This window comes from Streptomyces sp. NPDC039462 (assembly GCF_055639375.1).
On the sequence record NZ_JBVKAO010000001.1, the window covers coordinates 2,408,063 to 2,422,708 of the forward strand.

Sequence of the window (14,646 nt, forward strand, 5' to 3'; positions counted from 1 at the left end):
CCCGTCCCACCACGTACTTGAGGAGTTCCATGGTCGAGCCATGGCAGGACACCACCCTGCCCGCCCACGTCAGGGCGGCAGACCTGCTCGCCCGGATGACCGCCGAGGAGAAGACCGCCCAGCTGACCAGCGTATGGATCGGCGCAGAGTCCGACGGCGGCGGAGCCTCCGACGTCGCCCCCGGCCAGCACACCTATGCGGCCCGCAGCGCCGCCCTCGACGCCCTGCTGCCCCACGGTCTCGGCCACCTCACCCGGCCCTTCGGCACCGTGCCCGTCGCACCCGCCGAGGGCGTCGCCCGCCTCGCCGAACTGCAGCGCACGATCCGTGCCGGCAATCGGTTCGCCCTGCCCGCGATCGCCCACGAGGAGTGCCTGACCGGGTTCACCGCCTGGCAGGCCACCGTCCTTCCGACGCCGCTGGCCTGGGGTGCCACCTACGACCCCGCGCTGATCACCGAGATGGCGCAGGCCGTCGGTGCGTCGATGCGGGCCGTCGGCGTCCACCAGGGGCTCGCCCCGGTCCTGGACGTCGCACGGGATCCGCGCTGGGGCCGGACCGAGGAGACGATCGGCGAGGACCCCTACCTCGTCGGCACCATCGGCACCGCGTATGTGCGCGGCCTGCAGTCGGCGGGAATCGTCGCCACGCTCAAGCACTTCGCCGGGTACTCGGCCTCGCGCGCCGCCCGCAACCACGCGCCCGCCTCGCTCGGCCCGCGGGAGCTCGCCGACGTGATCCTGCCGCCGTTCGAGATGGCGGTACGCGACGGCGGTGCCCGCTCCGTGATGCCCGCCTACAACGACGTCGACGGCCTGCCCGTCCACGCCCACGGCGGACTGCTCACACAACTCCTGCGTACGCGATGGCAGTTCACCGGAACCGTGGTGTCGGACTACTACGGCGTGTCGCTCCTCGACGAGGCGCACCGGATCGCCGCCGACGAGGGCCGCGCCGCACGGCTCGCGCTCGCGGCCGGTGTCGACGTGGAGCTGCCGGCGGCGCGCTGCTTCGACCCCGCCGACCCGCCGCCCGAGGACCTGCTCGACCGTGCCGCACTGCGTGTCCTCACGCAGAAGTGCGAACTGGGGTTGCTCGACCCCGACTGGGAGCCCGTCATGGACGGGGTGCCTGGCACGGACGGAGAGACGGTCGACCTGAACCCCCCGCACCTGCGGGAACTGGCGCGCAATGTCGCCGAGGAGTCGGTCGTCCTGCTCGCCAACGACTCCGAGGTGCTGCCGCTGGGTGCCGGTCCGCGCATCGCCGTCGTCGGTCCGCTCGCCGACGAGCAGGCCGCCATGCTCGGCTGCTACACGTTCCCCCGGCACGTGGGCGTGCACCATCCCGAGCTGCCCACCGGTGTCCAGGTGCCGACGCTCGCCGAGGCGTTGCGCGCCGAGTTCCCGGACGCCGTGTTCGTCGACGATCCGGCGGCGGCCGACGTCTGCCTGGCCGTCGTGGGAGACCGGTCGGGCCTGTTCGGCCGCGGCTCCTCGGGCGAGGGCTGCGATGCCGAGGACCTCCAACTCCCTTACGACCAGGGGGAGATACTGGACGAGGCGATGGCCTCCGGAGTGCCGGTCGTCATCGTCGTACTCAGCGGAAGACCGTACGCACTCGGCCGCTGGGCCGACCGGGCCGCCGCCGTGGTCCAGGCGTTCTTCCCCGGGCAGGAGGGTGGCGGCGCCGTCGCGGGCGTCCTGTCCGGCCGCGTCAACCCCTCCGGGCGCCTGCCCGTCGGGGTGCCGCGCAGCCCGGGCGGTCAGCCCGCGCCGTACCTCGCACCGCCGCTCGGCCGGCACGGCTTCCCCAGCTCCGTGGACCCGACACCCCTGTACCCGTTCGGGCACGGCCTGTCGTACACCACGTTCAGCTGGAGCCAACCGCTGTGCGACACATCGGAGTTCGCCACCGACGGCGAGACCGCGCTGCGGCTGACCGTCCGCAACACCGGCCACCGTCCCGGAACCGAAGTCGTCCAGCTCTATCTGCACGACCCGGTCGGCACCGTCGCCCGCCCCGAGGTCCGCCTCGTCGGCTACGCCCGGGTGCCCCTGGAGGCCGGCACGTCGGCCGAGGTGCACGTCACCTTCCCCGCCGACCTCGCCGCGTACACCGGCGCCGACGGCCGACGCGTCGTCGAACCCGGCGCCCTCGAACTGCGCATCGCCGCCTCCAGCGCCCATGTCCACCACACCGTGCCGCTCACCCTGACCGGACCGGTGCGCGAGGTGGGGCACGAGCGCCGGATGTCGTGCGAGACGCGGGTCAAGTAGCCGCGGAGGGAAACAGCCGCTCCGCATGTCCATAGCTGTTCACCACCGACCGTCCGCCGCATTCCTGACAGAAAGCCGAGGTACCGTCATGCGCCGCAGACTGCACGCTCTATGGGCAGCGCTCCTCTCACTGCCGCTGGCGCTCGCCGCCGCACCGGCCCACGCGGCCGACCCGACGACCATGACCAACGGGTTCTACGTGGACCCCGACTCGAGCGCGAAGCGGTGGGTCGCCGCCAACCCCGGTGACGGCCGGGCGCCTGCCATCAACGCCTCCATCGCCAACACCCCGACGGCCCGCTGGTTCGGCTCGTGGAGCGGCAGCATCGGCACCGCCACCGGCGCGTACGTCGGCGCGGCGGATGCCCGGGACAAGCTGCCCCTCCTCGTCGCCTACAACATCTACAACCGCGACTACTGCGGCGGGCACTCCGCGGGCGGAGCCGCCTCGCCGGCCGCCTACGCGGACTGGATCGCCCGGTTCGCGGGCGGCATCGCCGACCGCCCGGCCGTCGTCGTCCTCGAACCGGACTCCCTCGGGGACTACGGCTGCATGACCCAGGCCCAGATCGACGAACGCGAGGTCATGCTCACCGGCGCGCTCACCGAGTTCAGCCGCAGGGCCCCCAACACCTGGGTCTATCTCGACGCAGGCAACCCGGCCTGGGCGAGCGCCGCGACCATGGCCCGGCGCCTCCATGAAGCCGGTGTCCGACAGGCCCACGGCTTCTCGCTCAACGTCTCCAACTACCTGACCACGGCCGAGAACACCGCGTACGGCAACGCCGTGAACAGTGAACTCAAGGCCCGCTACGGCTACACCAAGCCGTTCGTCGTGGACACGAGCCGCAACGGCAACGGCTCCAACGGCCAGTGGTGCAACCCCGCGGGTCGCCGTATCGGCACCCCCACCCAGCTGGGCGGTGGCGCGGAAATGCTCCTGTGGATCAAGGTCCCGGGTGAGTCCGACGGCGACTGCGGCGTCGGAGCCGGCTCCTCGGCCGGCCAGTTCCTTCCCGAGGCCGCCTACAAGATGATCTACGGCTACTGATCAGGGACACGACGCAAGCCGGGTCAATCATGCCCGGGCGGACGGCATCCGGGTATATGTGGAACTCCTCGTTCCGAGCGCCCCTACGCCATGAGGAATTCCCATGTCCCTGCGCCAGGTCACCGCCACGTCCATCGGCACCGCCCTGCTCCTGCTCACCGCCCCGGCCACCGACGCGTTCGCCGACCCCCGGATTCCCCGGCTCCCCGGGGAGACGGTGACCGTGGACCCGACCGGCAGGCTCGCCGCGGACGGCACCGTCACTCTCTCCGGCACCTACCGCTGTTCGGGTGGAGCGGGCCCGGTCTTCGTGTCTTCCTCGGTGCGCCAGAGTTCCGCCGTTGTCCGACACGGCATCGGCGGCACTCGCGCGGTCTGCGACGGCGCGGAGCACCGCTGGCAGAACAGCGGCCGTACCACATCCAAGCTGGCACCGGGCGCGGCTCATGTCGAGGCGACCGTGATGGAGCTGGACACCCGCAGCGGCCTTCCGCTGCCGAAGTTCCACGCGATTGGGCGGCAGGACGTCACCCTCGTCCGCGTCTGACGGGTTTCGGACAACCACCTGGCCGGGGCCGGACATTCCGCCGGGAGCGGTCCGTGCCGCCGGTGCGCGGGGGCGAGGATCTCGCCGCCACCGCTCCGGTGGAGCTCTACACGGACCGCCCCAGGGGGATTGACCATGACCGCGCACATACGGACCGGCTACGACAAGCGGACGGCGCGCTGGCGCCGGGCTCTGGTGGTCGCCGTGGCGCTGACCGCCGCGAGCACCACGCTGACCGCGGTGCCGCAGCAAGCCCATGCGGCGCTGCCGCCGCAGACCATCGCGGACCCGGTGCACTACTGGAACGACGTGCTCATGGAGGTCGTACGAAGAGAGGGCGGCGGCCCCGGCCCGATGGCCAGGTCCGCCGCGATGCTGAACGCCGCCATCTACGACGCGGAGTCCTCCTACCAGCTCAAGTGGAAGGGCAAGATCACCTCCGAGCCCTACATACGCGCCGAGAAGTACGCGGGCTGGGTCGAGGGGCCTGACGAGGAGGAGCGGGTCGTCGGACGGACGGCCTACAACATCCTGCTCGGGCTCTACCCGGGGCAGACCCACTACCTGGACGCGCGGTTCCGCGAGCGCTTCGGCACCGAGCCGACCGGGTTCGACCTCCTCGACACGACGATCGTCGGGCCGATGGTCAAGCAGATGCGGGATGCCCGTAACGCCGACGGATCCGACAACGACGAGAAGTACGTCGCGGACAACAAGCCCGGCGCCTGGCGGCCCACCAGCTACCCCGACATGGTCGACCCCAGCTGTACCCAGGCCAGCCAGGCCGTGACCCCGTTCTGGGGGCAGGTCAAACCCTTCGCACTGACCTCGGGCTCGCAGTTCCGGCCGCCGACCCCCGGCCTGTACGGCACCTACGAGAAGCTGCTGGCCAGCGACGCCTACAAGCAGCAGGTCGAAGTGGTGCGCAAGGCCGGCGCCGACGGGCCCACCGCCAAGACCCCCGAGATCAACCGCACCACGGAGCAGGAAGCGGTGGCCTGGTTCTGGGCCAACGACGAGGACGGCACGTACAAGCCGCCGGGGCAGCTGCTCCAGGCCACCCGTGAGGTCGCGACCCAGCAGAAGCTCAACACGTACGAGAACGCCCGTCTGTTCGCACTCGTCTCCATCGCGATGGCGGACGCGGGGATCGCGGTGCGGGACGTGAAGTTCCTGACCCAGATCGACCTGTGGCGGCCGGTCTCCGCCATCCGCGACAGCGGCCTGGACCGCGAGTGGAAGCCCCTGCTCAAGACGCGCGCAGGCGTGAACGTCACGCCGTGCTTCCCGGCCTGGGCCTCCGGACACGCCACCTTCGGCGCCGCCTGGGCCGGCGTGATGAAGCGCTACTTCCGCAACGACGACATCGCCTTCACCATGACCACCGACGAACCGCAGTCCCCGATCAAGTCCCGCTCGTTCACGAGCTTCAGCCAGGCTGCCAAGGAGGACGCCCAGAGCCGGGTCTGGCTCGGCGTCCACTTCCCGTGGGACGCCGAGGACGGCCTCGTACTCGGCGACAAGATCGCCAACCACGTCTTCACGACCAAGCTGCGCAAGCTCTGAGGCTCGGCCTCGGCCTGTCGGGCAGCCGGTCGGCACGACGACCGGCTGCCGTCACGCCGACGCCTGCCACTCCGTGGGCGACATGCCGTAGGTGGCCCGGAACACCCGGCTGAAGTGTGACGCGCTGGCGAAACCCCAACGGTGCGCCACGGCGGCGACGGCGAGCCTGCGCTCCGGTGCCCGGCTCAGCTCGTATCGGCAGGCCTCGAGTCGGCGCAGCCGTATGAGCCGGCTCACTGTCGTGCCCTCGCTCCGGAAGAGCTTGTGCAGATAGCGGACGGAGATGTGGTGGGCGCGCGCGATCGACTCCGGTGACAGGTCCGGATCGGCGAGGTGCAGCTCGATGAAGGTCCGGATGCGTGAGAGCGTCGTCTGCGCACCGACGCCTGAGGCGTCGGCGCGCTCCTCCTCGACGAACTCCGTGACGAGTGCGGCGAGGAGATCCACGGCGTTGCGGGCGAGCCGGTGGCCGATGTGCGTCTGGTGGAACGCCGTCTCAGCGGCGAGCGCGGAGAGAAAGCTCGACACCAGCGCTCCCACACCGTCTCCGCAGCGGAGAGGCGCCCCCATGACCCGGCGCAGATCGGACTCGGCGACCTCCAGGTGGCGTCGCGGCACACGGAAGACCGTCAGCCGGAACCGCTCGCCGAAGCGAGGGGCGTCACGCAGCCGCGTGTCGCAGAAGACCATGTCACCCGGTTGCAGGAAGGCGTCGCCTCCGTCGTGACAGACCGCGACTGAACCGTGGACATGCAGGGCGACGTACAGGACATCTTCGTGGCCGGCCTCCGACAGCCAGGGCGGGACGGCCGTCTGCCTGTCGTCGGAACACAGCACGGAGGCCCGCAGCGAGCCGAGGCCGTCCGTGCCGGTCACTTGTCGACGACGCATCTGCGGCCCGGTAAAGATTGCTGACATGTGGGCAAGCGTGCCTTCGCGCCGGGGACGGACGCATCAGTCGGCCGACTGGTCTGCCGTACGTAACGTCGCCTCCTCACTTCGCCGCCGCAGCAGGTACTTGTGCCGGCCGGACAGCACGAGCTCGCCGCGCTGGTTGTGGATGGTGGCCGCGGTGACCACGACCCCGTTGTCGTCCTGATGCTCCAGGCCGGTGATGGTGAGCGCCGGGTACAGGGTGTCTCCGGAGTGCACTTCGGCCAGGAAGGTGCAGGACAGTTCGAGGAAGCTGATGAACACCTCTCCGATGAAGTGGGGGAACAGGGTGGCGCCCGGCGCGGTGAAGGCGAGCACCTGCAGGCCGTGCACCACCGGTGCCGAGTGCCCGTGCTTGCGTGCCCATTCGGCGTCGTAATGCACTGGGTGATTGTCCGCGGAGACGGTCTGAAAGGCCGCGGCGTGAGCGTCCGTCAGGGTGCGGCTGGGGGCTCGGAAGACTTCACCGACGCGTAGGTCCTCGAAGGTTCTGGCCGGGACGACCAGGAATGTTCCGGGGTCGAACTCGGGCGGCTCGGTGACTGGTGCCTGCCGTGTGTCCTGCTGGGTCATCGACTCTGTCCTCTCGTAGGGGTCTCTAGCGGGCCGAGCTGATCCGGGCGGCCAAGAGGTTGGGGTCGTTGTTGGTGAAGTAGGCGCCGCTGGCTATGTAGGCCTTGTTGCCGCGCACGGCGAGCGAGGTCGGGTTCTCCAGGCCGTCGGCGCCGGTCAGTACGACGGTGTGGCTGCCGTCCGGCCTGACGCGGGCCACCTCGTTGTCCGCGTTGATCGCGGCCAGGAGCGTGGTGCCGGGGCCGGTGAACGCGAAGTCGTCGATGTTGGTCAGGCCGGTGGCCCGGGTCTCGACGCGGCCTGCGGCGCCGTACCGGGTGACGGGGATGCGCAGCACGGTGCCCTTGTCCAGGTTGGACACCCAGACCGCCCCCTTGTGGACCTTGATGCCGTTGGCTCCGAGGAACGCGGTGGCGGCCAGTTCGGGTGCGGTGGCCCAGCGGGCGGGCTTGCCCCCGGTGACGGGCACCCGCCACACCGTGCCGAGGACCGAGTCGGCCACGTACAGTCGGCCCGCGTGCCGGTCGAGGGCCAGGCCGTTGGGCAGGCCGTCGGCCGGGAGCGCGGCGATGCGCTGCGGGGTGCCGCCGGGGCGCAGACGCCACAGTCCGGTCAGGTCGCTGCTGCCGGTGGCGTACAGGAAGTACAGGGTTCCGTCATGGGCACGGACGATGCCGCCGAGGAAGGGCGAGGAGAGGGCAGGGGTCTCCGCGCCGGCCGGGGGCTTGGGGAGAGTGGCGAGGACCTGTACGCGGCCGTCGCGGTGGACGCGGGCCACTTGACGGCTGTAGGCGAAGGTGACGACGGCACTGCCGCCGGGCTCCAGGGTGATGTTCTCCGGGCGCTGTCCGTCGGCCATGTTCAGGTGGGCCACGAAGCGCACGTGCGGCTTCGGGGCGGCGGTGGCCGCCGCCGTGGCGCCGGCCGCAGTCATGGTGAGCGCCGCCGCGACGGCGGAGGCCAGGAGGCGGGTGCGCGTGCCTGTCAGGAATCCGGGCATGGGGGTCTCTTCTCTTTGTCTTCGATGGGTGTTCGATTACGGGAAACGCGGGAAACGCCGGAACTCGCAGAGGGTCAGGCGACGAACCGTTGTCGGAGTTCGCCGATGCCCTCGACGGCACTGACGAGCTCGTCGCCGACGGACAGCCAACGCTGAGGCGTGCGGCCGAGGCCGACACCGGCCGGTGTGCCGGTGAAGATGACGTCTCCCGGCAGCAGCGGCAGCACATCGGACAGCTTGGCGACGAGGGCCGGCACGGAGAAGATCAGCTGCCGGGTACGGCCACGCTGCACCTCCTCACCGTTGACGGCGCAGGTCAACTCCAGGTCGTTGGGGTCATCGAACTCGTCAGGGGTCACCAGCCAGGGGCCCGTCGGGGCGAAGCCCGGGTAGGACTTGCCGAGGCTGAACTGGGGGGCAGGGCCGCCCATCTGCAGGACACGTTCGGAGATGTCCTGGCCGACCGTCAGGCCCGCGACGTGGTCCCAGGCGTCGGCTTCGGGCACCCGGCGCGCTTCCTTGCCGACAACCACCACCAGCTCCACCTCCCAGTCGGTGTGGCTGTCCCGTGGCAGCGTCACCTCGGTCACCGGGCCGGTGAGAGCGGTCGCGAACTTGGTGAAGACCGGTGGCATGCCCTCGGGCGTGGTGAATCCGGCCTCGACGACGTGCTCCCTGTAGTTGAGCCCGATGGCGAAGAGCTGGCGCGGGGCCGGCGCGGGCGCACCGAGGTCCGCGGGGTCGAAGGGGACGCCGTCGAGGTCGGCCCGGGCGGCCCAGGTGCGGAATTCGTCCCAACGGGAGTAGACCGCCTGTGGGTCGGAGGAGAACAGGCCGCCGCTGGCGGTGTGCACGTCGGCTGCCAGGCCGTGGGTGATCACGACCAGTCGGCCGGCGAGATGGGCGATGCGCAAGGCGCGCTCCCTGTCAGGTGGAAGGTCGGGTGGCACGTTCCAGTGCGAGCAGCACGGATTGGTAGGGGCGGCCCGTGGCGTGCTCCATGCCGAGCTCGCAGGTGCGGTTGGCCGACAGATAGGCGTCAAACGTGCCCGAGGAGACTTCGGCTGCCTCGTGTGCTGTCGCCGCCTCGGTCAGTTCCTTGTGCAGCAGCCCCCGGTCACCGGCGAAGCCGCAGCACTCCGCGTAGACGGGCACGCTGACGTCCCGCGCGATGAACTCGGCGACGGCCCGCAACTGGTCGACGTCCTCCAGGTGACGCATGGAGCAGGTGGGGTGGAGCACCGCGCTGTCGATCGGGTCGGTGACGTCGAGGTGCGGCAGCAGTTCGGTGGCGGCCCAGACGACGGAGTCCACCACGGTGAGAGCGCGGTGCCTGCGCGCGTTCTCGGCCGTCAGATACGGCGTGACCTCCTGCCCGATGCCGAGTGTGCAGGACGACGCGTCGACGATGAGCGGCAGGCGTCCGGCGTCGGTCCACTCCCAGGCCCGCTCGACGATGCGGTTCGCCATGACGGTGTTTCCGTCGTCGTACCCCTTGGAGTGCCAGATGGTGGCGCAGCACGAACCGGCCATGTCCGACGGTATCCACACCGGCCGCCCGGCACGCCGGGAGACCTCGACGATCGCCTCGGGCAGGGTGGGCCCGGCCACGCCGTCGGGTCCCGCGAAGATTCGGTTGACGCAGGCGACGTAGTAGACGGCAACGGCTGTCCCGCGGTCCGTGCCGGGCAGTTGCGTACGCGCCGGGGACGGTACGGCGGAAATCCACTCCGGCACCAGGTCGGGCGAGACCACCTTGCGGGCGGCGGAGGTGACGCGTCCCAGGACCCGGTCGCCGACATGGTCCGCGATGCCGAGGGCGGTCCTGACCGATGACTCCACGAGGGAGAACCGCTCCGCGACCCGGGCCGCGTTCCGTTCCTCCCGCTCGGAGTGCCGCTGGTGGCGGAACGCCTTCATCATGGCGCCGGTGTCGATCCCGACGGGGCAGGCCGTCTTGCAGGTCGAGTCGCCGGCGCAGGTGTCGACCGCGTCGTATCCGTAGGACTCAAGGAGGCTCTCCAGGGCGGCGGAGCCGTTGGGCTGGCGCAGCATCTCGCGCCGCAGGACGATCCGTTGACGCGGCGTGGTGGTGAGGTCGCGGCTCGGGCAGACGGGCTCGCAGAAGCCGCACTCGATGCACGGGTCGGCGACCGCCTCGATGGTGGGGATGGTCTTGAGTCCCTGGAGATGGGCTTCGGGGTCGCGGTTCAGGACCACGCCGGGGGCGAGTACCCCCGCGGGGTCAAGGGTCTGTTTGACCTGCCACATCAACCTGGTCGCACGGGCGCCCCACTCGGCTTCGAGGAACGGCGTCATGTTGCGGCCGGTGGCGTGCTCGGCCTTGAGCGAGCCGTCGAACCGGCGTACCACCATGGTGCAGAACTCGTCCATGAAGTCGGCGTAACGCTCGACCTCCTCCGGACGGGCGGCGTCGAAGGCGAGCAGGAAGTGCAGGTTGCCGTGGGCCCCGTGGCCGGCGACCGCGGCGTCGAAGCCGTGTCGGCGTTGCAGCTCGGCCAGGGCCTCACACGCCTCGGCCAGACGGGCGGGCGGTACCGCGAAGTCCTCGGTGATCAGCGTGGACCCGGCGGGCCGTGCCTTGCCGACCGCCGTCATGAACGCCTCGCGGGCGTGCCAGTACGTCCGGATCGTGGCCGGGTCCTCGACGAAGCGGTTGGTGACGGAAGCCACCGGGGCCACCAGCGTCAGGTTCGCCAGGACAGCGGCGGCTGCCTGCCGGTAGGCCTCGCGGGCCGCCGCGTCCGGGGCGCGGAACTCCACGAGGAGTGCCGCGGTGTCCCCTGGGATGTCGGCCCAGTCGGCGGGGACTCCCTCGACGCTCGCACAGGCACGGAGAGTGTTGCCGTCCATCACCTCCACGGCGCGGGCTCCGGCGTCGTTGAACAGCGGTACCGCGGCCGCGGCGGCGGCGAGGTCGGGGAAGAACAACAGCGCCGTGTGGGTGAGCCGGTCCAGGGAGACCGTCCGGAACACCGTCTCGGCGATGAAGCCGAGCGTGCCCTGGGAGCCGACCATCAGCCCGCGCAGGATCTGAACGGGGGTGGAGCCGTCCAGGAAGGCGTCGAGACGGTAGCCGTTGGTGTTCTTCAACGCGTACTTCGCGCGGATCCGGGCGACCAACTCGGTGTCGGCCTCGATCTCGCCCTTGAGCGACAGCAGCCCCGCCCACAGCTCGGGCTCGGCCTCCCGGAGGCGCGCGTCGGCGTCCGGATCCGCAGTGTCGACGACTGTGCCGGACGGCAGGACCACAGTGAGGGACGACAGCAGGCGGTAGGAGTTGCGGGTGACTCCTGCGGTCATGCCCGAGGCGTTGTTGGCGACCACCCCGCCGACGGTGCAGGCGCTGGAACTCGCCGGGTCGGGGCCCAGCAGCCGGCCGTGACGGGACAGGGTGATGTTGGCGCGTCCCACGGTGGTACCCGGCCCGATCCTGGCTTCCTTCCCGCCGTCCAGCACCTCGACCCCGGTCCAGTGGCGGCGCACGTCGACCAGGATGTCCTTGCCCTGGGCCTGGCCGTTGAGCGAGGTCCCGGCCGCCCGGAAGACGATCTCGCGGTCCTGCTCGTGGGCGTACCGCAGCACCGCGGCCACGTCCTCGACGTTCTCGGCGATCACGACCACTTGGGGCACGAAGCGGTAGGGGCTGGCGTCCGAGGCGTACTTCACCAGGTCCGACAGGGTGTGCAGCACCTTGTGGGAGCCCAGCAGGCGGATCAGGTCGTCCCGCAGGGCCTCGGGAGCACCCGAGGCCCGTTCGTCGGGCACCCGGTCGGTGGCAGGGGGGCGGGTCTGCCGCGGGCGCAGCTTTCCCGGTTCCGGATCGAGCAGGGCCATACGGCTCTCCTTTCCATGGCGGGGTATGTCGTCCGGGGGCGGGTACGGTCAGTGGTGGGAGCGGACGGAGTGGACCGCGCGCAGGATCAGGCCGGTGACGGGGCCGGGATCGCTCACCGCGGCCGCGTGCGGGGCGCGGACGGTGACCGTGTGGGCGCGGGCACGCTTGGCCATCCAACGCTCGGCGGCCGGCGGGATGTTGCGGTCCTCGGTGGCCACGAGGTACCAGCTGGGGATCTTCTTCCACGCGGCCGCGGTGGCCGGTTCCTGGAGGGCCGCCAGGGTGATCGGACGCTGTCCCGCGGCCATGACCTGGGCGGTCTGCCGGGGTACACCGGCCGCGAACTGCTTGCGGAACAGGTCCTTCTTGATGACCAGTTCCTCTCCCTGCCCGCCGTCGGGCAGCGGGTAGTACTGCGTGGCGGTCGCCTGTCCCAGCGTGCTGCCGGGGAACTTGTCGGTGAGCTGGAGCGCGCTCTCCCCGACGTCGGGCACGAACGCGGCGACGTAGACCAGTGCCTTGACCCGCGGGTGGCCGGCCGCGGCCTGGCTGATGACCGCTCCGCCGTAGGAGTGCCCGACCAGCACGATCGGTCCGGTGACGCTGTCGAGCACGCTGCGGATGTAGGCGGCGTCGCTCGCCAGTCCGCGCAGGGGCAGTGCCGGTGCCAGTACGCGGTGGCCCTGGTGCTGCAGGCGTTCGACGACCGCGCTCCAACTGGAGGCGTCGGCGAACGCGCCGTGGATCAGGACGACGGTGGGCGCGGCCGGGCGCCCGTACCGGTCGGCGGGGCGGTCGGCCGTGGCCGGCTGTGCGGCCTGGGCGGCACCGGCGGTTCCCAGGGCGGCGGCGCCGGCCAAGAGGGACACGGTGACGGTGCGGCGGGAGATCGGTGGGTTCATCGTTCAGCTCTCTGGGAGGGGTGGAGGATCTGCGAAGGGGCGGGTGCGGCGTCAGCTGGAGGTGGCCTGTACGGCTTCCTCGATCAGGTCGACGACGCGCTCGGGGTGGGCGAGCATCACCAGGTGGGAGGAGTCGACCTCGACGGTGGTCATGCCGGCGCGCTGGTAGCCGTAGCGCTCCACGTCGGGGTTGATGGTGTGGTCGGACGACGCGACCAGGCCCCAGGACGGCTTGGTCTTCCAGGCCGCGGCCGGGGCGGCGTCGGCGAAGGCCTGTGCGGCCAGCGGTCGCTGGGACACGGCGAGGACGGCGGCCAGCTTCGGGTCGACGTCGGCGGCGAAGATGGCGGGGAACTTGTCGGTACGGACCGACACGTCGGTGCCGGGCGTCGCCGAGCCCTCGATGGGGAAAGGGGTGTAGACGAGCGCGGCGGCGAGGTCGCTGTCCGGGAAGCGGCCCTGCAGCTCGCCCAGGCTCTCGCCCTTCTCCAGGGCGTAACCGGCCAGGTAGACCAGTGCCTTGACGTTGTCCTCGGTACCGGCGACGGTGATGACCGCGCCACCGTAGGAGTGGCCGACCAGGACGACCGGACCGGGGATTTGCCGGACGACGGAGGCGACGTAGGCGGCGTCCCCGATCAGGCTGCGGTTGGGCACGGCCGGGGCGACCACGTCCAGGCCGCGGGCGATCAGCCGGGGGATGACCTGGGCGTAGCTGGAGGCGTCGGCGAAAGCGCCGTGCACGAGGACGACGGTCGGCTTGGCGGAACTGGGCATGGGAAACTCCCTCATCAATGGGGTGGTGGGGTGGGGTCGGGTGTTCGGCGGGGATGCCGTGAGGCGGCGTCGGGGAAATACCGCGAGATGTCGCGGGTCCCGCCCCCGGTGCCGGTTGCGTGCGTTATGCGCTGACCGGATGTGAGCAACTCTAGGGACGGCCGGCCGGGGTGTTTGTCTGTCAGCGCCCTGTCTGTGGCCTGAGCGTGTCCACGTCGGCGGGCGCGCTCTTCCCGGGGCCGGGACCGGGATACGGCGTCCCGGTCAGCCGTTCCAGTCGGCCAGGAAGTCGAGGAGTTCCCGGTTGACGACGTCGGGGCGTTCCTCCTGGCAGAGGTGCCCGCACTGGGCGATGGGCACGCCGCGGACGTCGCGAGCGATGCCCTTCCATACGTCCAGGACGTCGTATGCCTGTCCGACGGCGCTGAAGTCCTCGCCCCACAGGGTCAGCACCGGGCAGTCGATGAGCTGGTCGGCGTCCTCCCGGTCCTGGGCGACGTCCTGGGGTGCGGCTCGGTAGTCCATGCAGGATCCGCGCACCGCGCCCGGCTGCTGGTAGGCGCGTACGTAGACGGCGATCTCCTCCGGAGTGAGCATGTCGGGGTTGTACGACCAGCTCCGGTAGAAGTGGGTGAGCCAGATCTCCTCACGGCCGGAGATCAGCGCCTCGGGAAGGTCGGGCACGCCGAGGAAGGTGAAGAACCAGTACCCCTGCCGGGCGAGGCTCACGTCGTAGGTATCGGCGATGATCCGGGTGGGGATGTTGTCCATGGCCACGAACCTGTCGATCCGGCCGGGGTGGTCCTTGGCGAACCGGGTGCCGACGCGCGCTCCGCGGTCGTGGCCGACGAGGGCGATCCTCTCGTGCCCGAGATGGTCCATCAGCGCGACGATGTCATTGGCCATGGTCCGCTTGTCGTAGCCGGAGGCGGGCTTCTCCGTGTCTCCGTAGCCGCGCAGGTCCGGAGCGATCACGGTGAATCGCTCGGCCAGTACGGGTATTTGCTTGCGCCAGCCGTACCAGGTCTCGGGGAAGCCGTGCAGCAGGTAGACGGGCGGGCCCTGCCCGGCGGTCACCCAGTGCTGCCTGATCCCGTTGAGTACGGCGGTGTGATGTGTCGTGCCGGTCGGGTCTTCCATGTGTGTCCAGTCGGTTCGG

The 14,646-nt window shown here is 70.8% G+C and carries 12 protein-coding genes; 4 read left to right on the forward strand and 8 right to left on the reverse strand.

What is annotated here, in order from left to right; all coding sequences use genetic code 11:
• Positions 1-29: 29 nt before the first annotated feature.
• From ACZ7LU_RS09930 to ACZ7LU_RS09945, 4 genes are all read left to right on the forward strand, one after another.
• Positions 30-2,279, forward strand: coding sequence for a glycoside hydrolase family 3 N-terminal domain-containing protein (locus ACZ7LU_RS09930; protein WP_471916322.1), 2,250 nt, complete (start codon positions 30-32; stop codon positions 2,277-2,279).
• 88 nt (positions 2,280-2,367) lie between these two features.
• Positions 2,368-3,330 (forward strand): glycoside hydrolase family 6 protein, encoded by a 963-nt coding sequence (locus tag ACZ7LU_RS09935; protein ID WP_471916323.1) that lies wholly within the window; start codon positions 2,368-2,370, stop codon positions 3,328-3,330.
• A gap of 103 nt (positions 3,331-3,433) precedes the next feature.
• Positions 3,434-3,877 (forward strand): DUF6299 family protein, encoded by a 444-nt coding sequence (locus ACZ7LU_RS09940; protein WP_470976587.1) that lies wholly within the window; start codon positions 3,434-3,436, stop codon positions 3,875-3,877.
• 135 nt (positions 3,878-4,012) lie between these two features.
• The gene (locus tag ACZ7LU_RS09945) at positions 4,013-5,443 is read left to right on the forward strand and encodes a vanadium-dependent haloperoxidase (protein ID WP_471916324.1); all 1,431 of its coding nucleotides are present in this window, start codon (positions 4,013-4,015) and stop codon (positions 5,441-5,443) included.
• A gap of 51 nt (positions 5,444-5,494) precedes the next feature.
• On the opposite strand, the gene ACZ7LU_RS09950 is transcribed toward ACZ7LU_RS09945, so the two are convergent.
• The 8 genes from ACZ7LU_RS09950 to ACZ7LU_RS09985 all read right to left on the reverse strand — a co-directional run bounded on the left by ACZ7LU_RS09950 (position 5,495) and on the right by ACZ7LU_RS09985 (position 14,627).
• Complete coding sequence (locus ACZ7LU_RS09950; protein ID WP_471916325.1) at positions 5,495-6,361, reverse strand: helix-turn-helix domain-containing protein; 867 nt, start codon at positions 6,359-6,361, stop codon at positions 5,495-5,497.
• 36 nt (positions 6,362-6,397) lie between these two features.
• The gene (locus tag ACZ7LU_RS09955) at positions 6,398-6,949 is read right to left on the reverse strand and encodes a MaoC family dehydratase (protein WP_471916326.1); all 552 of its coding nucleotides are present in this window, start codon (positions 6,947-6,949) and stop codon (positions 6,398-6,400) included.
• 25 nt (positions 6,950-6,974) lie between these two features.
• Positions 6,975-7,949 carry a hypothetical protein gene (locus tag ACZ7LU_RS09960; RefSeq protein ID WP_471916327.1) on the reverse strand — a complete coding sequence of 325 codons (975 nt, stop codon included), beginning with the start codon at positions 7,947-7,949 and terminating at the stop codon, positions 6,975-6,977.
• 74 nt (positions 7,950-8,023) lie between these two features.
• On the reverse strand, positions 8,024-8,863 hold the full coding sequence (locus ACZ7LU_RS09965) for a fumarylacetoacetate hydrolase family protein (RefSeq protein ID WP_471916328.1): 840 nt from the start codon (positions 8,861-8,863) through the stop codon (positions 8,024-8,026).
• A 13-nt stretch (positions 8,864-8,876) separates the two neighbouring features.
• The gene (locus ACZ7LU_RS09970) at positions 8,877-11,807 is read right to left on the reverse strand and encodes an FAD-binding and (Fe-S)-binding domain-containing protein (protein WP_471916329.1); all 2,931 of its coding nucleotides are present in this window, start codon (positions 11,805-11,807) and stop codon (positions 8,877-8,879) included.
• Positions 11,808-11,855: 48 nt separating this feature from the next.
• Positions 11,856-12,710 (reverse strand): alpha/beta fold hydrolase, encoded by an 855-nt coding sequence (locus ACZ7LU_RS09975; RefSeq protein WP_471916330.1) that lies wholly within the window; start codon positions 12,708-12,710, stop codon positions 11,856-11,858.
• 51 nt (positions 12,711-12,761) lie between these two features.
• Complete coding sequence (locus ACZ7LU_RS09980) at positions 12,762-13,487, reverse strand: alpha/beta fold hydrolase (protein WP_468559385.1); 726 nt, start codon at positions 13,485-13,487, stop codon at positions 12,762-12,764.
• A 264-nt stretch (positions 13,488-13,751) separates the two neighbouring features.
• Positions 13,752-14,627 (reverse strand): alpha/beta fold hydrolase, encoded by an 876-nt coding sequence (locus tag ACZ7LU_RS09985; protein ID WP_468559383.1) that lies wholly within the window; start codon positions 14,625-14,627, stop codon positions 13,752-13,754.
• Positions 14,628-14,646: the final 19 nt, after the last annotated feature.